The 19,834-nt window shown below is 57.3% G+C and carries 21 protein-coding genes and 1 pseudogene; 12 read left to right on the top strand and 10 right to left on the bottom strand.

Annotated elements, in window-relative coordinates:
- Nucleotides 1-488: 488 nt before the first annotated feature.
- On the bottom strand, nucleotides 489-1,421 hold the full coding sequence (locus KI231_RS12630) for a Gfo/Idh/MocA family protein (protein ID WP_213028439.1): 933 nt from the start codon (nucleotides 1,419-1,421) through the stop codon (nucleotides 489-491).
- Between the two features lie 184 nt (nucleotides 1,422-1,605).
- Between KI231_RS12630 and KI231_RS12625 the strand changes: the two genes are divergently transcribed.
- Together KI231_RS12625 and KI231_RS12620 are read left to right on the top strand one after the other, a co-directional pair.
- Nucleotides 1,606-2,655: an NAD(P)-dependent alcohol dehydrogenase gene (locus KI231_RS12625; RefSeq protein ID WP_213028438.1), complete on the top strand. Its 1,050-nt coding sequence runs from the start codon at nucleotides 1,606-1,608 to the stop codon at nucleotides 2,653-2,655.
- A 115-nt stretch (nucleotides 2,656-2,770) separates the two neighbouring features.
- Nucleotides 2,771-3,475 carry a tRNA (adenine(22)-N(1))-methyltransferase gene (locus KI231_RS12620; RefSeq protein WP_283246371.1) on the top strand — a complete coding sequence of 235 codons (705 nt, stop codon included), beginning with the start codon at nucleotides 2,771-2,773 and terminating at the stop codon, nucleotides 3,473-3,475.
- Between the two features lie 236 nt (nucleotides 3,476-3,711).
- On the opposite strand, the gene KI231_RS12615 is transcribed toward KI231_RS12620, so the two are convergent.
- The 8 genes and pseudogenes from KI231_RS12615 to KI231_RS12575 all read right to left on the bottom strand — a co-directional run bounded on the left by KI231_RS12615 (nucleotide 3,712) and on the right by KI231_RS12575 (nucleotide 8,379).
- Nucleotides 3,712-3,966, bottom strand: coding sequence for an Imm32 family immunity protein (locus KI231_RS12615; RefSeq protein WP_213028437.1), 255 nt, complete (start codon nucleotides 3,964-3,966; stop codon nucleotides 3,712-3,714).
- Nucleotides 3,967-3,991: 25 nt separating this feature from the next.
- On the bottom strand, nucleotides 3,992-4,423 hold the full coding sequence (locus KI231_RS12610) for a DUF4265 domain-containing protein (RefSeq protein WP_103303561.1): 432 nt from the start codon (nucleotides 4,421-4,423) through the stop codon (nucleotides 3,992-3,994).
- Nucleotides 4,424-4,437: 14 nt separating this feature from the next.
- A complete protein-coding gene (locus tag KI231_RS12605; protein ID WP_213028436.1) occupies nucleotides 4,438-4,944 on the bottom strand; it encodes a DUF4265 domain-containing protein in 507 nt (168 codons plus the stop codon).
- A 48-nt stretch (nucleotides 4,945-4,992) separates the two neighbouring features.
- Entirely contained in the window at nucleotides 4,993-5,352 is a 360-nt protein-coding gene (locus KI231_RS12600; protein WP_103303559.1) for an immunity protein Imm33 domain-containing protein, read from the bottom strand.
- 15 nt (nucleotides 5,353-5,367) lie between these two features.
- Nucleotides 5,368-5,982: an Imm43 family immunity protein gene (locus KI231_RS12595; RefSeq protein WP_213028435.1), complete on the bottom strand. Its 615-nt coding sequence runs from the start codon at nucleotides 5,980-5,982 to the stop codon at nucleotides 5,368-5,370.
- A gap of 55 nt (nucleotides 5,983-6,037) precedes the next feature.
- Nucleotides 6,038-6,655, bottom strand: a complete 618-nt coding sequence (locus KI231_RS12590) for a hypothetical protein (RefSeq protein ID WP_213028434.1) — start codon at nucleotides 6,653-6,655, stop codon at nucleotides 6,038-6,040.
- Between the two features lie 499 nt (nucleotides 6,656-7,154).
- A pseudogene (locus KI231_RS12580) lies at nucleotides 7,155-7,628 on the bottom strand (DUF4265 domain-containing protein); the annotation flags it as partial.
- A 139-nt stretch (nucleotides 7,629-7,767) separates the two neighbouring features.
- Entirely contained in the window at nucleotides 7,768-8,379 is a 612-nt protein-coding gene (locus KI231_RS12575; RefSeq protein ID WP_103303555.1) for an ankyrin repeat domain-containing protein, read from the bottom strand.
- Between the two features lie 243 nt (nucleotides 8,380-8,622).
- Here KI231_RS12575 and KI231_RS12570 point away from each other — a divergent pair, with 243 nt between their 5' ends.
- The 7 genes from KI231_RS12570 (at nucleotide 8,623) to KI231_RS12540 (ending at nucleotide 15,394) form a co-directional block, all read left to right on the top strand.
- Nucleotides 8,623-8,838, top strand: coding sequence for a tautomerase family protein (locus KI231_RS12570; protein WP_103303554.1), 216 nt, complete (start codon nucleotides 8,623-8,625; stop codon nucleotides 8,836-8,838).
- Nucleotides 8,835-9,491 carry a DsbA family oxidoreductase gene (locus tag KI231_RS12565; RefSeq protein WP_213028433.1) on the top strand — a complete coding sequence of 219 codons (657 nt, stop codon included), beginning with the start codon at nucleotides 8,835-8,837 and terminating at the stop codon, nucleotides 9,489-9,491. Before KI231_RS12570 ends, KI231_RS12565 begins: the two co-directional genes overlap by 4 nt.
- A 50-nt stretch (nucleotides 9,492-9,541) precedes the next feature.
- Nucleotides 9,542-10,252 (top strand): SDR family NAD(P)-dependent oxidoreductase, encoded by a 711-nt coding sequence (locus tag KI231_RS12560; RefSeq protein WP_103303552.1) that lies wholly within the window; start codon nucleotides 9,542-9,544, stop codon nucleotides 10,250-10,252.
- A gap of 112 nt (nucleotides 10,253-10,364) precedes the next feature.
- Nucleotides 10,365-11,288, top strand: coding sequence for a LysR family transcriptional regulator (locus KI231_RS12555; RefSeq protein WP_213028432.1), 924 nt, complete (start codon nucleotides 10,365-10,367; stop codon nucleotides 11,286-11,288).
- Between the two features lie 96 nt (nucleotides 11,289-11,384).
- The gene (locus KI231_RS12550) at nucleotides 11,385-11,891 is read left to right on the top strand and encodes a sigma-70 family RNA polymerase sigma factor (protein WP_103303550.1); all 507 of its coding nucleotides are present in this window, start codon (nucleotides 11,385-11,387) and stop codon (nucleotides 11,889-11,891) included.
- Nucleotides 11,888-12,856 carry a FecR family protein gene (locus KI231_RS12545; RefSeq protein WP_213028431.1) on the top strand — a complete coding sequence of 323 codons (969 nt, stop codon included), beginning with the start codon at nucleotides 11,888-11,890 and terminating at the stop codon, nucleotides 12,854-12,856. The genes KI231_RS12550 and KI231_RS12545 overlap by 4 nt, the downstream gene beginning before the upstream one ends.
- A gap of 99 nt (nucleotides 12,857-12,955) precedes the next feature.
- Nucleotides 12,956-15,394 carry a TonB-dependent siderophore receptor gene (locus KI231_RS12540; protein WP_213028430.1) on the top strand — a complete coding sequence of 813 codons (2,439 nt, stop codon included), beginning with the start codon at nucleotides 12,956-12,958 and terminating at the stop codon, nucleotides 15,392-15,394.
- A 57-nt stretch (nucleotides 15,395-15,451) separates the two neighbouring features.
- Here KI231_RS12540 and curR read toward each other — a convergent pair whose 3' ends face one another.
- Entirely contained in the window at nucleotides 15,452-16,036 is a 585-nt protein-coding gene (gene curR, locus KI231_RS12535) for a TetR family transcriptional repressor CurR (RefSeq protein WP_103303547.1), read from the bottom strand.
- A gap of 210 nt (nucleotides 16,037-16,246) precedes the next feature.
- Here curR and KI231_RS12530 point away from each other — a divergent pair, with 210 nt between their 5' ends.
- The 3 genes from KI231_RS12530 (at nucleotide 16,247) to KI231_RS12520 (ending at nucleotide 19,798) form a co-directional block, all read left to right on the top strand.
- Nucleotides 16,247-16,924, top strand: coding sequence for a type 1 glutamine amidotransferase domain-containing protein (locus KI231_RS12530; protein ID WP_213028429.1), 678 nt, complete (start codon nucleotides 16,247-16,249; stop codon nucleotides 16,922-16,924).
- Nucleotides 16,925-17,031: 107 nt separating this feature from the next.
- The gene (locus KI231_RS12525; protein ID WP_213028428.1) at nucleotides 17,032-18,156 is read left to right on the top strand and encodes an alkene reductase; all 1,125 of its coding nucleotides are present in this window, start codon (nucleotides 17,032-17,034) and stop codon (nucleotides 18,154-18,156) included.
- A 103-nt stretch (nucleotides 18,157-18,259) separates the two neighbouring features.
- Nucleotides 18,260-19,798, top strand: coding sequence for a cryptochrome/photolyase family protein (locus KI231_RS12520; protein WP_213028427.1), 1,539 nt, complete (start codon nucleotides 18,260-18,262; stop codon nucleotides 19,796-19,798).
- The last annotated feature ends 36 nt before the right edge of the window (nucleotides 19,799-19,834 follow it).

Raw genomic sequence — 19,834 nt, 5'->3', positions numbered from 1 at the left:
GACCCACCGCCATCGCTGGCAAGCCAGCTCCCACAGGTTCTCGCGGTGAACTTGGGCGAAGGGTACAGCCACAATCACTGTGGGAGCGGGCTTGCCCACGAAAGCGTCGGGCCAGACAACATCGTTGTTGAATGACCCTCCGCCATCGCTGGCAAGCCAGCTCCCACAGGTTTTTGCGGTGAACTTGGGCGAAGGGTACAGCCACAATCACTGTGGGAGCGGGCTTGCCCGCGAAAGCGTCGGGCCAGACAACATCGTTGTTGAATGACCCTCCGCCATCGCTGGCAAGCCAGCTCCCACAGGTTCTCGCGGTGAACTTGGGCGAAGGGTACAGCCACAATCACTGTGGGAGCGGGCTTGCCCGCGAAAGCGTCGGGCCAGCCAACATCGTTGTTGAATGACCCACCGCCATCGCTGGCAAGCCAGCTCCCGCAGGTTTTTGCTGAACTTTGGCTAAGGGGACAACCACAATGAGACGGCGTCAGATCTCAAATGGCGTCGTAAAACGCCTCCACCAACACCCGACTCCCGACAAAGAAACTGTCCGCCACCAACCGCAACGGCTGCAGATCCAGATCACTGGCCTTGTCGCCAATCAACTGCTGAAAATGCCGATACACCGCCGCGTACTCGCCCTCTTCCGAAACCGTCTGGCGCGCACCATCGATACTTAACAGCGCCCCACCGTTATCCAGTCGCAACACACCTTCGGCGCAGCGAATTTCGATGCTCCAGAGTTCGTCATGACCATGGTCGAAGTCGAATTCGGCGCGCACGTCGAGGTGGCGCGCATCAGACATTTTGATCGAAGCGGCAATCGGTGACTGGCAGTTTTCGGGTACGCGCAGTTCGGCGGACTCGACAAACAACGGCAGCGCCAGCAGGTGCGTGACAATCGACAAGGCGTTGATGCCCGGATCGAAAACGCCCAGACCACCCGGTTGCCAGATCCAGGTCTGGCCGGGATGCCACTTGCGCACGTCTTCCTTCCAGTCGATGTGCACACTTTGCAGGGTGCGGGTGGCGAGCCAGTCGCGGGCGGCGGCAATGCCGGGCGCATAGCGCGAGTGCCAGGCGAACAACGCACTGACGCCGTGCTGCTCGGCCAGACTGACCAATGCCATTGCCTCACCCAACGTTGCACAGGGCGGCTTTTCCACCAGCACATGTTTGCCGGCGGCCAGCGCTTCCTGCACCAACGCAAATCGTCCTTGCGGCGGCGTGCAGAAGGCGATCGCGTCGACCTGCGGGCCGTTTGCGAGCAATTCGCTCAGCGACTGGAAATTCTCGACACCGGCGCAGGGCTTGCCTTGCGTGGCGACAGACAGCAACTGGAATGCGGGATTGGCGAGAATCGCCGGGACATGTTGATCCTGGGCAATCTTGCCGTAGCCCACCAGACCGAGACGGATCGGTTGCATCAATGGCTCCTGTTTTTGTTTTAGTCAGCGAACCGGCAGATTACCTGCAAACACTTCGATCGTCTGTCTGCACAACGTCACAAGGCCTCGCAGGATCAGGCAAGCATTGCACAGGAATGCACTACTTCAATGCCGGGCAAAAAGGCAAAGATGTGCGTTCGATAACCCCATTGAGGACGCTCCCATGCTCGTACAAGCCTACGGTGCCCACGCTGGCGACAAACCCCTTGAGGCGATGCAGATCAAGCGCCGCGCGCCGGCCGCCCATGACGTGCAGATCGATATCGCCTTCTGTGGCATCTGCCATTCGGACTTGCATCAGGTGCGCGCCGAATGGGCCGGCACGCAATTCCCCTGCGTACCGGGCCATGAAATTGTCGGGCGCGTCTCGGCGATTGGCGCACATGTCGCGGATTTCAAAGTGGGTGATCTGGTCGGTGTCGGTTGCATTGTCGACAGCTGCAAACACTGCGATGACTGCGAAACCGGGTTGGAAAACTACTGCGACGGCATGATCGGCACCTACAACTTCCCGACGCCGGACGCCCCCGGCTGGACGCTCGGCGGCTACTCGCAAAACATCGTCGTGCATGAACGCTACGTGCTGCGCATCCGCCATCCCGACGCGCAACTGGCAGCCGTCGCGCCACTGCTCTGCGCCGGGATCACCACCTACTCGCCACTGCGTCAGTGGCATGCCGGGCCGGGCAAGAAAGTCGGCGTGGTCGGCATCGGTGGCCTCGGTCACATGGGGATCAAACTGGCCCATGCCATGGGCGCGCATGTCGTGGCGTTCACCACTTCCGAATCGAAACGCGAGGCGGCAAAACAACTGGGCGCCGATGAGGTCGTCGTGTCACGCAATGTCGAAGAGATGGCGGCGCATGCCAAGAGTTTTGACTTCATTCTCAACACCGTCGCAGCGCCACACGATCTCGATGCGTTTCTGGTGCTGCTCAAGCGCGATGGTGCGTTGACACTGGTGGGGGCGCCCGCCTCGCCGCATCCCTCGCCGAACGTGTTCAACCTGATCATGAAACGCCGCACCATTGCCGGCTCGATGATCGGCGGGATCCCGGAAACCCAGGAGATGCTGGATTTCTGTGCCGAACACGGCATCGTCTCCGACATCGAACTGATCCGTGCTGATCAGATCAATGAATCCTACGAGCGCATGCTCAAGGGCGACGTGAAATATCGCTTCGTGATCGACAACGCAACGTTGGCCGACTGAAGGTTCGCGCCGTGATCCTTGTCGCCGGAATTTGACAGGCACCGCGTTGCTCGACAAAGTCGCACCCCTTTTGCGGTCATTGCTGCCGCAATCTTGCAATGAACAGGGGTTGCCGTTGAACGAACAGACTTTGTCCATGCGCCTGGAGCGCGTGGCAGCGCATGTGCCGACCGGCGCAAGGCTGGCCGATATCGGCTCGGATCACGGCTATCTGCCGGTGGTGCTGATGCGTCGCGGGGTGATTGCAGCGGCCGTGGCGGGTGAGGTGGCGTTGACGCCCTTTCATTCGGCCCAACGCACGGTGCGCGACAACGAGCTGCAGCAACGCATCACCGTGCGTCTGGCCAATGGTCTGGCGGCGATCGAGCCTGGTGACAGGATCACCGCCATCAGTATCTGCGGCATGGGCGGCGAGACGATCCGCGACATCCTCGACGGCGGCAAATCGCGTTTGAGCGGCGAAGAACGTCTGATTCTGCAACCCAACGGCGGTGAGCAGCCACTGCGCCAATGGCTGATGGACAATGGCTACCGCATCTTCCACGAGGAACTGTTGCAGGAAAACCGTTTCGACTACGAAATCATCGTCGCTGAACGTGCAGAGTCAGTGGTCTACACCGATCAAGAGCTGTACTTCGGCCCGTTGCAAATGCAGGTGCGCAGTCCGCAGTTCCTGACCAAGTGGCAACGCCGGCTGCATGAAAAGCAGAAGACACTGGCCCAGTTCGCCCGGGCGCAGCAGGCTTTGCCCGAAGCAAAGGTGCAAGACGTTGCCCGGCAAGTTCAATGGATCGCCGAGATGTTGGCTTGTGCCGGATAGAGGCAGGCACTGCTCAGAGCGTTCGCGCCAAAGTCGATATCAAGCGATTGAATGCACTCGGGCTCTTCCCTGTTTCTGAGCACCCTTCATGGCTTGCAGACTGAAATATTCAAAAGTATGCGTGACCTTTTTTTGGCGGCAGCGTGGCGAAGCGGTCACTGTTCTGAAAGTCGCATTCAATTGCGGAAATAAAAAAAGTTGTCGAACGCATACATTACTGACTGCAACGTCTGGACCTAGGCGATTTTTATGAGATTGCCGTTAAGGACAATCACGTCTACGTGGTCTTCATGACTGAAGTTCTCTACGAGGTCTTGAAGATGTACATGCTCCACGCCTTCAACTGCCATTTCATCGGCGGCGCGGATTAGAAAAGCGCCAAGCGCCCTGATGGTTTCGGGGTCAGCAAGGATCGAAATATCATCGAGGCGGATGCTGTTCTCACTGCCAACGGCGGTTCCGTGTACGGTGAACGTGTTGAATTTCTTCATCGTTGATAAGGCTCAAAAGGAGTTTTTATTGGCGAAGCATTCCAGACTCATAATCCAGCCATCCCTTTGCTTCTTTCTCGGCCAATACACTCAGCACATCGTCAAGGGAAACGTCGGCAGGAACGTTGATGGAGAAGAACTTTTTGCTCATACCTTCCCATGCGCAGCCTCTAGCAACCAGATCTTCCAAAACACTGGAAATCCATGGCTCACCCGCCTCGAAAAAAATGATACGAAGGGTACTGTTGCCGGTATTTTTTATGACTTTCTCAAATTGGTACTCAGCGTTCACCACGGGGCTTACCGAAATCTCGTCATCAAGACAAACTTCCCGTGTGTAAAACGGAATGTTCTTCACGATAAATGAGCCCGAGTCCAATCTCTCAGCCCACAGGCTCTCGCTTGAAACCGGTGGATAGTCATCTTCGACCAATAACTTGAAAAATACCTTCTCCATTTACATCCTTATGTTCAATGTAACAGGCAGGGTATGGAAGCCAACGACGAGCACTCCAGTACGCGAGATGGCTCTATCGGGTAGTGCTGCAGACACGCGTCTTCATAGGCGATATTTTCGCCATCAGCAATTGACGACAGATAACTGTCGATCGTGGAAAAATCACAGCTTGCGGGAATATCCACAGCAAACAACGATAGACCGCGAGTTGATAAACAGAACGCACCATATTCTTGCAACCGGGTGATTATCTTTGCTTTCTCGCCCGGATTACTCGCGAAAACCCTGATTGTCGAGTGCCCGCCTTGACTCACCACACGGGCAGCTATCCGCTCCTCGCCATCCAGTTGTACCTGCACACGATCACCTTTACTGACGCCATGAACGTAATAAGGTGTGTTGTCTATTTCGTAAACGTCCTTCCCTCGGTAGATGCCCCATACCGATTCAACCGAAAAGGGAGGGTAATCATCTTCGTCAGGCGTTAACTTGAAAATAATCTTGTGAAAAATATCAGTCATATCCGTGCTCAAAGGGAAGCTTTCACTGGCGTCAAGACGCTCGACATTTCAGTCCGAAGAGGATTCAACTCCCACCATCCAAACGTCTTCGTAACCTTCTCTGTCGATAATGAACCTGGAACCTGCGGGCAGAAAAAGATACTTCAGCACTTGCGGTAATTCATCGACCAAATGGCTGGTGTGCAGCGTTTGATAGAAGCCGCTGGCTGGCGAGTGCTCACCGCAGTGAATGAACCAACTGACCGTGCCACCCTCAGGCAATTGGACTCTCGATCCGTAAATCGGCGACTTGTGGAGAGTATTCAATGCAATGGCAACCACCTCCTCGGGAGGGTGTGGCGTCAGCCCATACCTGGCACACACCTGCTGTTGCGATGCGTCAGGAATTGCACAATCAGCTTTTTGCATCATTAGGTCCCTATTTCAAATTGGCTTGACAGCCGACCAGAGCACGCCTTCCAACGGTATGAACTCAACGCCTTTAAGCCCCGCCGCCCGTGCTTTGAAAGCGCTGGAACAAATCAACGTATTACTACCGGAAATCATTCCTTTGAACTTGAACAAGTCTTGCTTGAATACCTCAGGCAACACTAACTTTTTGAATCTGAAAATCAATCCATCTTCTTCAACAAATGTCGAGCCCAACCCTGTATCAGAGCGGGCATCAAGCTCTTCAAAAAGGACCGCATTGTAGCTTTTGACGGATACAGGCTCTCCCTTGGTTGATACCACATCGATTACCACGCGATCCGCGATTGCGACATCAAGCTCCGCGCAAACTGACAAAAAATCGTCACTGACTATATAAAAACGCGAAACACTGCGGATATCGAAATCATAGAACCGATCCTTCGATATCAGCACCATTCCTTCCGGATACGGGGTATGAAATGTGTAGTTTATTTTCTCCGCATACCAAGGAAAGAAGCCAAATTGCACGCTTTCCGCATCGGGATAGAACTTATCGTATAAATTCGCGTTCAATAAGCCACGCGGACAGCCAGACTCTTCCTTTTGAGAGAGCACGTAGTATTCCATATCGCCCCGTATCCATCCTGAACTGACTATTAAAAAGATATCACCAGAAACCTTCTTAAATTCGCCTTATCCCAGACCATAGAACCTCGTCCAATGGGGTAAACCCAATGCCTTTAAAGCTTTCTGCCAACTCCCTGAACGCCTGAGAACAGACCAGACTATCGCTACCGGAAATCAGTCTGCGGTACTTGAACAGATCCAGACCCCACTCAGGTGGAAGTACCAGCTTTTTGAACCTGACCGGCCGGCCGTTTTCTTCGACAAATGTTGATGCCGGATCGCAGTTCGTTCGAACGTCCAGCTCATCAAACAACACGGCATTATAATTTTTTTCTGAAATACGCTTCCCAGCCTCTGACAGCACTTCAATCCTGACGCTGTCGATAATATTGACGTTCGTCTTGCGACAGACCGCCAGAAACGCATCACTGACCACGTAGAAAAAACGCGAAATACTTCTGATATCAAAATCGTAGTATTCATCCCTGGAAATAAGAACCATCCCCTGCGGAAAAGGCGTGCGCGGGCCGGCCTTTGCCCTTTCTGCATACCATGGAAAAAAACCGAATTTCACATCTTTTGTGTCTGGATAAAATTTGTCAAAAAGGTCGCCATGCAAAATCCCGACGGGACAGCCAACGTCCTCCAATTGCGAAAGCACGTAATAACTCATTAAAGCCTCCAATCAACCTGGTCAGAATTCGTCCAGGACATCATGACCTCGAAATTCTGGTTGATTGCCCTGCAAACACCGCTCCAAGCAAATCGGCGAGATCACCTGTAATTTCAGCTTGAGATGGTGGTTTGGATCAAGACCCGATGTATTTGTAATACACCACTAACTCCCCCTCTCGTTGTGAAATCTCAAGATGGAGAATCGCCTCGCCGGGAGCACCATTAGCCCAAAGAATGCATTCCATGCCCAACGTCTTGCTATTGGTTTCATAAGCATCGATGAAAGGTCGGTCTCGCCCGTTTGTATCGAAGGCTGTCTCTTCAGGGGCTATGGATACTGTTGTGCCGGGACCAAAATACTCATCGATTGACGCGCAGATTTCATCCGCCACAGCGTCCGATATTGCGAAATCCCGCTTGAGCGCTGCAGTATCACGCCGATCAATAGCGTCAACAAACGACTTAGCCTTCACATGAGCCTGTGCAGGAGTGGGCAACAGCCACCAGTACAACAGCGTCTCGTCACTATCGTCGTCAAGGTTTTTATAGATGTTGGCGTAATACCACTGAATCCCGGTTTGCTCACGGAACCTGTCAAAAAAACCGTTGATTCTCTCCATGCCATTTTTCGCAGGAACAGCCAGCGACAAACTTCCCTCGCAGACGCCATCCAGTGTTCCATCCAACTCGCGGACAACATCATCTTCAAGCGCAGTGATCGCGTCCGGGGAAATGTAATCGGCGTAGATTTGAATACAGAAATTACCGCCTCGCTTCAGCACCTCGGCAGGTGCATTTCTATCCTTGATCGAGACGATATCCCCCCTCGCCAGGTTTTGCGCCAGGCCAGGTGAAGAGAGTAATTCGTAGGTGTGCTGATCAATCTGACGCGCGAGCAGTTCCTCACGGACAGCGCCACCATCATCGGCCATGTAAACCTGGATCAGCACAGGTGATTGCTTGTCGTCCATAAGGGGTGACACCGCTCCTTGTTCCATAAATGACATCCCTCTCTATCCCGGCGCCAAGGTTACACGATGCGACCTCTGCATCCACCTTGACGTTTGCAAGGCTCCTTGGTCGCCGTAAGTTCTGGGGTGAACAAGAACATCATCGAGCTTGCAGATTGTCTTCAACCCACTGGGCAAGAACGGGCCGGTCAATGCTTCGCGCGGCATCCGCCAGATAGACGGCCTCGTCCGCACCCACGGTCAATCCATGGGCTAGAAGTATCTGCAGACCTCCAATGGCCTGCGGCTCTTCGCCCATATGGAAAACGGCTTGTCGCGCAGGGGTCAGACCGTTGTCTGCCACTGAATCAACACTTGCGCCAGAGTCAATCAATCTACCTGCACGCTCTATCGGGCCGAGTTTCAAAAGCGCCGACAACGGCGTAACGCCGGCGTCATCAGTGACGTCGATCAAGTTGTGGGTTTTGTACCAGTCGAGTACCCATGCGAAGACAGAATCATCACTTTCCAGCGCCGAGCGATGCAGCAGGCTGCCACCGCTGAGACTGTTTTTCTGAAAAAAATCCACGCCATTTTCCGCAAGAAAATCGAGTGTTTCCACGTTTTCAGCGACGTAGAACAACACCGGGATGTCGCTGTACGACTCGCGGTTTTTTATGTGCGGAAGCAAACGTTGCATTGCACTGCTATCTCCGCCAGCCAGCGCGTCGCCGGCTTCATAAAGATCCACTAGCTGTTCTTCATCGATCATCGATTGCTCCGTAAGACCGCGATGTTATGGCAGCGCCCCTCGTCTAGGCAGACTTAACTTAACCCGTCCCCGTCGTTTTATCGCCGAATAGGATCCGAAGGCCGACCCTGTGCGTTGGGCACTTGATACACCACATCACAAATGATGTACCTGAAACCCCATTTATCAACCTCCTGCAACTTCCTAAAGTTCTCTCCAACAGCAGCCCATCAATCCGACAGGCTGACCACTGGAGATACTCAAATGCCTTTCATCAGCGTACGCATCACCCGTGACGGCGTCACTCGGGAGCAGAAAGCCCAGGTGATCAAGGAGATCACGGAAACGATGGAACGGGTGCTCCACAAGGATCCCAAACTGACGCATATCGTCATCGAGGAAGTCGACACGGATAACTGGGGTTACGCCGGCATGACGACCACGGAGTACCGCAAACAGTTGTCGGACGCCTCATCATGAGTCGCGTGGTGAAAATCGATGTTGTCTCGGATGTCGTCTGCCCATGGTGCGCGCTCGGCGTTACCGCACTTGAGCAAGCGATCGAAAGTCTGGCGGGTGAAGTCGAGGTTGAACTGACCTACAAGCCGTTCGAACTTAATCCGGAGATGCCGGCGGCTGGCGAACACGCTATCGAGCACATGATGCGCAAGTACGGTCGCAGCGCTGAGCAAGTGGCGCAACGCAACGCGATGATCATTCAACGCGGTGAGGAGATTGGCTTTCACTTCGACCTGGAAAAGCGCAGTCATTTTTACAACACGTTCGATGCCCATCGCTTGCTGTTTTGGGCCTCGACACAAGGGCGCCAGCGCGCACTGAAAAAGCTCTTGTTGCGGGCTTACTTCACCGATGGAAAAAACCCGGATGACCGCCAGACGCTGGTGAATCTGGCCAAGGACGCGGGGCTCGACAGTGAGCGTGCAGAAGCCGTACTGGCCTCTGCAGAGTTCAGTCGTGAAGTCCGCGAACTCGAAGCGTTCTATCAGCAGCGCGGCATCCAGTCGGTACCGGCGATGGTTATCAATGACCGACACATCCTGTCCGGATCGCAATCGGTCGCTGATTACCGGCAAGCATTACGTCAGGCGGCGCAGGTTGGCGCTCACGTCTGACCGTTGAAAATCCGTTCACTCAACTCATTTCGATTACATGAGGATTCATCATGAGCACGTCCAACAAAGTGGTAGTGGTTACCGGCGCCTCTCAAGGTATTGGCGCAGGTCTGGTCAAAGGCTTTCGTGAGCGCGGCTATCAAGTGGTCGCGACCTCCCGTTCAATCCAGCCTTCTACCGACCCGGACATTCTGACCGTGGCTGGCGACATCGCTGATCCTGCGACTGCCGAGCGCGTCATCCGCGAAGCCGTCGCCCGCTTCGGTCGGATCGACACGCTGGTCAACAACGCGGGGATCTTTGTCGCGAAGCCATTCACCGAGTACAGCCAGGCAGATTACGCCCAGGTTGTGGCCACCAACATGAGCGGCTTCTTCCACATCTCGCAACTGGCGATTACCGAGATGGAGAAGCACAGCAGCGGCCACATCGTCAGCGTGACCACCAGCCTGGTGGATCATGCCATCGACGGCGTACCTTCGGTGCTGGCCTCGCTGACCAAGGGCGGCATCAACGCGGCAACCAAATCGCTGGCCATCGAGTACGCCAAGCGCGGCATTCGGGTCAACGCCGTGTCGCCGGGCATCATCAAGACGCCGATGCATGGTGTGGAGACTCACGCAGCGCTCGGCAGCCTGCACCCGGTTGGCCATATGGGTGAGATTGACGACATCGTGCAGGCGATCCTCTATCTGGACAGCGCGAATTTCGTCACCGGTGAGATTCTGCACGTCGATGGCGGTCAGAGCGCGGGGCATTGATTCCCTGTTGTCCCTGCAACTAGAAAACGGCGCCGTCGGTGTATACCGGCGGCGCCGTTTCATGTAGTAAACACCGGGATGAAATGTCTGTTGAGACTCGGTGCCCTCCCTTATGAAACGCCACTTTGATGACTTGCAATTGGGCAGTATCGAACTGTTTTGCCTCGCCGCCGAGGCCGGTAGCTTCACCGCCGCCGCACAGCTGGCCGGGGTGACACCGGCGGCGGTGAGCCGATCGATTCTGCGGCTGGAGCAACGCCTGGGTTCGCGGCTTTTCGCCAGAACCACACGCAGCATTCGGTTGACCGAGGCTGGCCGAAATTTTTTCGTCCAGTGCAGCCAGGCCCTGACCCAACTGGTCGAGGCGCAACAAGAAGTCATGGGCGCGCAGACGACCGCGTCGGGACGTTTGCGCATCAGTCTGCCGACCACTTACGGGCATCACCGCATTCTGCCGCTGCTGCCAGCCTTTCGAGCGCTTTACCCCGAAGTCACGGTGGATATTCACTTGGGTAATCGCAATATCGATTTCGTCGCGGAGGGCTACGATCTGGCGATCCGCGTCCGCGCTCAGCCGGACTCGACCCTGATTGCCCGCCTGCTGGAAGACGCGAAACTGGTGGTGGTGGCGTCGCCCGACTATCTGCACAAAGCGGGCGTGCCGCAGACCCTGGAAGATCTGGCGCAGCACGAGTGCATTCAGTTCGAACTGCCCAGCAGCGGGCGGCGGATTTCCTGGCTGTTTCAGGAAAATGGCAAGGATCGTGAGGTGTTTTCCGACGGTGGTTACTCCTGCTCAGACGATGTGCTCGGCGGCGTAACGCTGGCAAAGCATGGCGCGGGAGTGTTCCAGACCTACAAATTCATTGTTGAACAGGAACTGGCGGACGGTCGGCTCGTCGAGGTGCTTCAGCCCTACAGCGGTCGCTCAAGGCCTTACACCTTGCTCTACCCGCACGGTCGCTATGTGCCGCAACACGTGCGCGCCTTCGTCGATTTCCTCCTGCAATACCGCGATCAATGGGCGGCGCTTTAGCGGCAAACACAGCCGACACGACAGACCGATTGCACTGGCTCTGGCCACGCAGGTAGTATTGAGAGAGATTCTCACTAACATCTGGAAAGCTCACCAGTGCACTCTCTTCCGTCCAGCAAGCTGGGATTCTTTTTCAGCGATCATCATCGTTGGCTGCTGCAACACATCAATCGGCAGGTGCGTAACCACGCGGATGCCGAGGACACTGCCGCCGATACCTTTTGCCAGTTGTTGGTGGCGCGAGTGGACCCCGACAGCATCGAGCAGCCACGGGCCTATCTATCGACCATCGCGCGCCGGTTGATCTTCGACCGTCACCGCCGACGCAAGCTTGAGCTGGCTTACCTTGAGCGCCTCTCGGCGCTGCCAGAAGCATTGGCGCCCTCCCCTGAAGAGCAACTGCAATTGATCGAAGCGCTGGTGGCCATCGACCGCGCCCTCGATGGCTTGCCGTTGATCGTCAAGGCGACGTTCCTCTACAGCCAGCTGGACGGGCTGAGCTACGTGGCAATTGCGCAGAAGCTGGGGCTGTCGGAGCGCACGGTGAGCCGTTACATGAAACAGGCCTTGCGCCAGTGCTACCTGTGCGACATGGCGCCATGAGCAAAACACGCCTGGACCCGATCAGCGAGCAAGCCATCGACTGGATGGTCAGGCTTCGCGCCGGCACGCCGGATGCTGCTCTGCAACAGCGTTTCAACGCCTGGCTGGCGATGGACCGTGCACACAGCCAGGCCTGGGACAATTTGCAGGAACGCTTGGGCGGATCGTTCAACACGGTGCGCACGCTGGATCGACGCCTGCCCGGCCAGGCGAGTGAGGCGCGTCAGGTTCTGTTGCAGCCACAGGCCTCGCGCCGCGATGCCTTGCGCATGATCGCCGGCCTCGGTCTGCTCGGTGGCAGTCTGTTGCTTGGCAGCAAAACCCGCCTGGGTGAAACGCTTCTGGCTGATCTGCACACCGGGCGCGGCCAACGACAGACGTTCAATCTGGCCGATGGCAGCCGCCTCAGCCTGAACGCTGACAGCGCGGTGGATCTGCGCTTCGATGAGCAGAAACGGCTGGTCATTCTGCGCCACGGCGAACTGGTGATTGATGTTGCGCCCGACCCGCGTCGCCCGCTGATCGTACGCACTGCCGAAGGTGAAATGCGTGCACTGGGCACTCGTTTTCTGGTCATTCAGGAACAGGACGCCAGTCGCCTTGTGGTGCTGCAGCATTCCGTACGAGCCCGTTTGTTCGATGGCACCACGCAAGTCGTCAAGGAAGGCCAGGCAGCGCTGCTCTCCTCGCGCAGCATCACACTGGCCAGCGGCGATGAGCGTCGACGCGCCGACTGGCTGAGCGGGCGTTTGAATGTGCTGGACGAGTCGCTGGAGCAAGTGGTCGAAGCGCTGCGTCCCTACCACCGTGGTTTCGTGCGCGTGGCACCCGAGGTTCGCGGTCTGCGCGTGCAAGGCGTGTTCCCGCTGGACGATCCCGAGCGCACCCTCGGCGCCCTGGCCGAAACCCTGCCTATTCGCGTGAATCGTTACAGTCCCTGGCTGACATTGATCAGCAAACAGTGAGGGACGAAAAGTTTTTTTGAAAATCGTTCTTGTTTGTGTCCGGTTTTCATTTCTCATCCCTCCTATCTCCTGACACTTCAAAACAAACAGGAGAATGTTGTGCTCAACACGTGGCCCCGTACCCTTCCCGTCGCCGTTGCCCTGGCAACTCTGGCGAGTTCAGCGCTGGCGCAAGACCTGAGTTTCAACCTGCCGGCCGGCCCTCTCGCCAGCACGCTCAATGCGATTGCCGGGCAGAGCGGGCAAATCATTTCGCTGGAGCCGGCCCTTGTGCAGGGCAAACGCGCGCCAGCGGTGATTGGCCAGATGCCGGCTGAACAAGCGCTGCAAAAGGCGCTGGCGGGCAGCGGTTTGCAGCTACGCGTGACCGGGCAAGGCAACTTCAGCGTCGAGCCCGTCACCGACAGCAGCGCAGCGCTGCAACTGGGTGCCACCAACATCGTCGAACGCAGCTACGGCGCCACCACCGAGGGCTCGGGCTCCTACGCAGCAAAGGCCGTGACCATCGGCAAAGGCACGCACACCCTCAAGGAAATTCCGCAGTCGGTCACCGTGATGACCCGCAAGCAAATGGACGATCAAGGCCTTACCGATCTCAAGGACGCGGCCAACAAGACCACCGGCCTGGTCGGCGTTCAGGGCGTGGGCAAAGGCATGATTCTCACCTCGCGCGGTTTTCAGATCGACGACTGGCAGTACGACGGCGTGCCGATCACGCGTAACTCCTACGCCCTGGGCAACTGGGCGACCCAAGACCTGATTTTCTTTGATCGTCTGGAGATTCTCCGTGGCGCATCCGGCCTGCTGCAAGGCGCCGGCAGCCCCGGCGGCGCGGTCAACCTGGTGCGCAAACGCGGCCAGAATGCCCCGACCGTGACCATCACCGGCAAGGCCGGCTCCTGGGATCACTACGGTCTGCAACTGGATGCCGGTGGGCCGCTGAACTCGACGGGCACGGTGCGCGGGCGCTTCGTCGCCGATGAAGACCAGAGTCAGTCGTTCGTCGATTACGAATGGAGCAAGACTCACTCGCTGTACGGTGCACTGGACTTCGACCTGAGCGACGACACCACATGGGGCGTGGCGGTCAGTAACTCCGACGGCGAGTCACGACCAATGATTCGCGGCCTGCCACGCTACTCCGACGGCAAGCCGCTGAATGTGCCGCGCTCAACCTACGGTGGCGCTCGATGGAACCATTTGGACATCAACGTCACCACGCTTTATACCGATCTGGAACACCGCTTCAACGATGATTGGGCGTTCAAGGTCGGCGCCGTGCGCATGAGTGAAACCAACAAAGGCAAAAGCCAGCGTCTGCAAACCAGCGGCGACGGGATCAGGCCCGATGGCAGCGGTATTCAATACGCCGACTTCGTCACGGATTTCGACGCGACCAAACTCGGCCTGGACATGAACCTCAGCGGCCACTTCGAAGCCCTATCGATGGAGCACGAAGTGATGCTTGGCGGTAACTACGCCAAGTACACGTCCGACGATAAATTCGCCCGAACCTTCAACAACAACACCACCGACACGATCTTCGACATCGACCACGACCGTCCCGAAATCAGCTACGAAGGCTTGCTCAATACGCCGGGTGGCCGCGCCACGCCGAGCAAATACGACATCCGCCAAAAAGGTCTGTATGGCAGCTGGCGCGTCAAACCGATCGAGCCACTGACTTTGGTACTCGGTTCGCGGGTGAGCTGGTATGACTACAACTACCAGTCTGCGACCCAAGTGGCTTTCAGCGACGTCGTTACGCCCCTTCCGGACAGCACCGCGAAGGAAACCGGTGTGGTCACGCCCTACGCCGGCATCATCTACGACCTGAGCCGCGAATGGGCGGTGTATGCCAGCTACACCGACGTGTTCGAGCCGCAAACCAACCGCGACGCCAGTGGCCAGACGCTCAAACCGGTGGTTGGCAGCAACTATGAGGTCGGGCTCAAGGGTGAATTGCTGGACGGCCGGGTCAACACCTCCCTGGCGCTGTTTCGCTATGACCAGGAAAACCGTGCCGTCAACGATCTCGCATCGGGGATGATCTGCGACGGTTGGTATTGCTCCAACGCCGCCGGCAAAGTCCGCAGTCAAGGCATCGAAGCCGAGATCAGCGGCGAAGTCCTGAACAATCTGCAACTGTTCGCCGGTTACACCTACAACACCACCAAATACCTCGATGACCCGGACAATGAAGGCAAAGTCTTCAGCACCTGGACGCCGAAACACATGCTGCGAGTTTGGGGCGACTACCAGTTCAGCGGCGATTGGGAGCGGGTCAGTACCGGTCTGGGTTTCACCACCCAAAGCCACACGCTGGGTTATGAACACACCTATGACGTCGCCGGTTACACCGTGTGGAGCGCCCGTCTCGGCTACCAGTTGAGCAAGGAAATCGACCTGGCGGTGAACGCCAACAACCTGTTCGACAAGCGCTACTACACCGCTGCCTACAACCAGCTCAACGGCAACAACAACTTCGGCGACCCGCGCAACGTGATGTTCAGCGTGAAGTACACACCGGAGTTCTGAGTCATCGGTTAAGGGTCGATCCGCCGGACACTCGCTGCAGGCGGATCAACCTGAACATCAAACAGCCAAAAGTTGCCGGGTGGTCGCCATCGACGTATCCAACGATTGCCCGGTACGTTGCAGCTTGTTCAGCAGACTCGCCCCCAGCCAGAGCTGATACAGGGTTTCCGCCAAGTGCCGGGCATCTGCGGCCGGCAGGCTTTTTTCCGCCTGGCCCTGCTCGATGCACAGGGTGATGCGCGCCACCACTTGTTCGGCACCATCACGCAACGTGAGGCGCATCGACTCGGACAGGTCGGCGACTTCGGCACTGAGCTTCACCACCAGACACTCATCACCATGCCCTTCGAGGGTGCAGCGATCCTGCCAGCCCTGCCAGTAATCCATCAGCCGTTCATAAGCGTTCAGCCCTGGCAATGTCAGGCGCCGCTCCATGTCCGCGAGATAACCGACAAAGTAATCCGCGAGCAGGGCCTGGCCGTAGAGCTCCTTGGATTTGAAGTAGTGATAGAACGAGCCCTTGGGCACGCCGGCGGTTTGCAGGATTTCATTGAGGCCGACACTGGTGAAGCCCTTCTCGGCCATCATCCGGTGGCCGGTGTCGAGCAAATGTTGGCGGGTATCGTCGTAGGTCGCTTTCATGGGGCACAAAATACCAGGCAATAGACCAGTCGTTTATTTCAGAGGAACGGAAGTTTGCCACACCTGTCACTGAAAAAGCTTCGGCTAAAAAATTACTAGACGACTGGTCTAATTGGAAACTATGCTGCGCTCCGACATGCAATCTTCCGGTGTCGTCGCTGTGCAAATCCGTTGTGCAGCGACGCCACTCGATCAACCCCAGGGTGCTCTATGAAAATCTTGATGGTTCTGACTTCGCACGATCAACTCGGCAACACCGGCAAGAAAACCGGCTTCTGGCTGGAAGAATTCGCCGCCCCCTACTACGCCTTCAAGGACGCCGGTGCCGACGTCACCCTGGTCTCGCCAGCCGGCGGCCAGCCACCGCTCGATCCGAAAAGTGATGAGCCCGACGCGCAGACCGCCGAGACCGACCGCTTCCGCCAAGACCCGGCAGCCCAACAGGCATTGGCCAATACCGGGCGTCTGGCCGAGGTGAGCGCAGATGATTTCGATGCCGTGTTCTATCCAGGTGGCCACGGCCCGCTGTGGGATCTGGCCGAAGACGCGCAATCGATCGCCCTGATCGAAGCCTTCGACCGCAGCAACAAGCCACACGGTTTCGTCTGCCATGCGCCGGGCGTGCTGCGTCACGTTGTGAATGCTCAAGGAAATCCGTTGATCCAGCACCGCGAAGTCACCGGTTTCACCAACTCGGAAGAGGCGGCTGTCGGCTTGACGGACGTTGTGCCGTTCCTGATCGAAGACGAGTTTCAGCGCCTCGGCGGACGCTACTCCAAAGTCGCTGACTGGCAGGTGCATGTAGTCGCCGATGGCCAACTGGTCACCGGCCAGAACCCGGCCAGTTCCGCCGCTGTGGCCGAGAAACTGTTGAAGATGCTCGGCTGACGCCTGCCCCGTAAAAGCCATCCGAACGCCGTGCGCGTGCCGCACGGCGTTTTTTTTCATCCGCTCAATAGACGACTGGTCTAATAAGTCCCTCCACAAGGTTCCCCATGAACAACAGCCTTTACTTCACTCCCGCCAAGCTAGGCCTGCACACCCTGAAAAACCGTATTGTCCTGCCACCACTCACCCGCCAGCGCAGCACCCAACCGGGGAACATCGCCAATGAACTGATGGCCGAGTATTACCAGCAGCGCGCCGGCGCCGGTTTACTGGTGACCGAGGGCACGCAGATCGAACCGCGTGGCCAGGGTTACGCCTGGACACCCGGCATTTACACACCGGAGCAAATTGCCGGATGGCGCAAAGTCACCGACGCCGTGCATGCGGTCGACGGCGTCATCTTTGCCCAACTCTGGCACGTCGGCCGCGTGTCCCACAGCGCCTTGCAACCGGGTGGCGCAGCGCCGGTTTCGGCATCTGCCGTCGCCACCGATCGGGTCAGCGTGTTCATCGAAACCGCGCCCGGCAAAGGCGAGCTGGTGCCGCCATCGGCACCGCGAGCGCTGAGCACCGACGAGGTTCAGGAACTGGTCCAGCTCTATATTCAGGCCGCGCGCAATGCGATGGACGCCGGCTTCGACGGCATCGAACTGCACTGCGCCAACGGCTACCTGGTCAACCAGTTCATCTCCGCCCACAGCAATCTGCGCACCGATCTGTACGGTGGTTCGTTACAAAACCGCCTGCGTTTTCTCCGCGAAGTAGTCGCGGGTGTGGCGGAGTGCATCGGCAAGGAAAAAGTCGGCGTGCGTTTCGCCCCGCTTTTCACCACCACCGATGAAGCGCGGACGTATCTGGGTATGGTCGAGGAAGACCCACACACCACCTATATCGAAGCGATCAAAATCCTCGAAGCGGTCGGCATTGCTTATCTGTCTATCGCCGAAGCCGATTGGGACGATGCGCCCGCCATGCCGCAAACCTTCCGCCAAGCAGTACGCGAAACCTTCAGCGGCGCGATCATCTACGCCGGGCGCTACAACGCCGAATCCGGGGCGCGATTACTCGACTCCGGCCTCGCCGACTTGGTGGCCTTCGGTCGACCGTTCATGGCCAACCCGGATCTGCCCGCGCGAATCGCCAACGACTGGCCGCTGAATGCCCTCAACCCGGCCACGGTTTACGGCGGCAACGCCGAAGGTTACGTCGACTACCCGACGTATCCCGGCTGATCAAAAAAACCTATACAAAAACACAATTCCGTACAACTATCTGAACAAAGGTTCCTAAACCACTGGCTTCTCCTTTGCCTCTCATCAAGCTGAATCCGTTCGAATGAAAGCAACCCACCGGCTGTGCCTGGTCCTCGGTGACCAGTTATCTTTCGATCTCGCCTCGTTGCAGGGGCTGGATCGCGAACGCGATACCGTTCTGCTGGTCGAGGTGATGGAGGAAGCCAGCCACGTGCCTCATCACCCGCAAAAAATCGTGCTGGTGTTCAGCGCCATGCGGCACTTTGCCGAAACGTTGCGCAGCCAGGGTTTTCGGGTGCAGTACGCCCGCCTCGACGACCCTGAAAATACCGGCGCCGTGCCAAGCGAGTTGCAGCGCTGGCATGCGCTTTTACGGCCAGACGAAGTGCACCTGAGCGAAACCGGCGACTGGCGTCTGGAGCAATCGCTGCGCGAGTGTGGTCTGGCGATCCATTGGCACAGTGACAGCCGCTTTCTCTGCTCACGCGGCGAGTTCGCAGATTGGGCTGCCGGCAAAAAACAGCTGCGCATGGAGTTCTTCTACCGCGAGATGCGGCGCAAGAGTCGCCTGTTGCTCAACGGCGACGGCAGCCCGGTGGGCGGCGCATGGAATTTCGATGCCGACAACCGCAAGTCACTGCCCAAAGGCGTCAAGCCGCCCTACCCGCTCAACTTCTGCGCAGACTCCATCACCGTTGAAGTGATCGCGCTGGTGAAAGAGCGTTTCGCCAGCCACTACGGTTCCGTGGAGGATTTCAATTACCCGGTGACACACGCCGATGCCCAAGCCCTCTGGGAATACTTCGTGGATTTCGGTCTGGCCGGTTTCGGCGATTACCAGGACGCCATGGCCAGCGACGAACCGTTTCTGTTCCATGCACGGATCAGTGCTGCGCTGAACATCGGGCTGCTCGATCTGCGCCAGTTGTGCAGTGACGTAGAGGCCGCCTATTGGTCGGGCAGCGTCGCCCTGAATGCCGCCGAAGGCTTCATTCGGCAATTGATCGGCTGGCGGGAATACGTGCGGGGTGTGTATTGGCTGAAGATGCCCGACTACGCCGAAGGCAATGCATTCGGTAACCAAAGACCCTTGCCGGAGTTCTACTGGACCGGCGACACGCAGATGAACTGCATGCGCCAGGCGATCGGTCAAAGCCTGAAACACGCCTATGCCCACCACATTCAGCGACTGATGGTCACCGGCAACTTCGCTTTGCTGACCGGCATCGCGCCGAAGCAGATCTGCGAGTGGTATCTGGCCATTTACATGGACGCCTTCGACTGGGTCGAGCTGCCGAACACGTTGGGCATGGTTATGCATGCCGACGCCGGTTATCTCGGTTCCAAGCCCTACTGCGCCAGCGGTCAGTACATCAAGCGGATGTCCGATTACTGTCGCGATTGCGTCTACAAGGTCAGCGAAAGCACCACGGATAACGCCTGCCCGTTCAATGCGCTGTACTGGCATTTCCTCATGCGCCACGGCGATGTGCTGCGCAGCAATCAACGCATGGGCATGCTCTACAAAAACCTCGACCGCATGCCCGCGGACAAGCAACAGGCCCTTTGGCAACGGGGCCAGGGGCTGCTCGACAGGCTGGATAACGGGCAGTCGTTTTGAGATCAGGCTGCGCCGCGCTTCACGGCTGCAACTTAA

This window comes from Pseudomonas sp. Seg1 (assembly GCF_018326005.1).
In the GTDB taxonomy this organism is placed as follows: Bacteria; Pseudomonadota; Gammaproteobacteria; order Pseudomonadales; family Pseudomonadaceae; genus Aquipseudomonas.
This window is presented reverse-complemented; position numbering and strand designations above follow the sequence as displayed.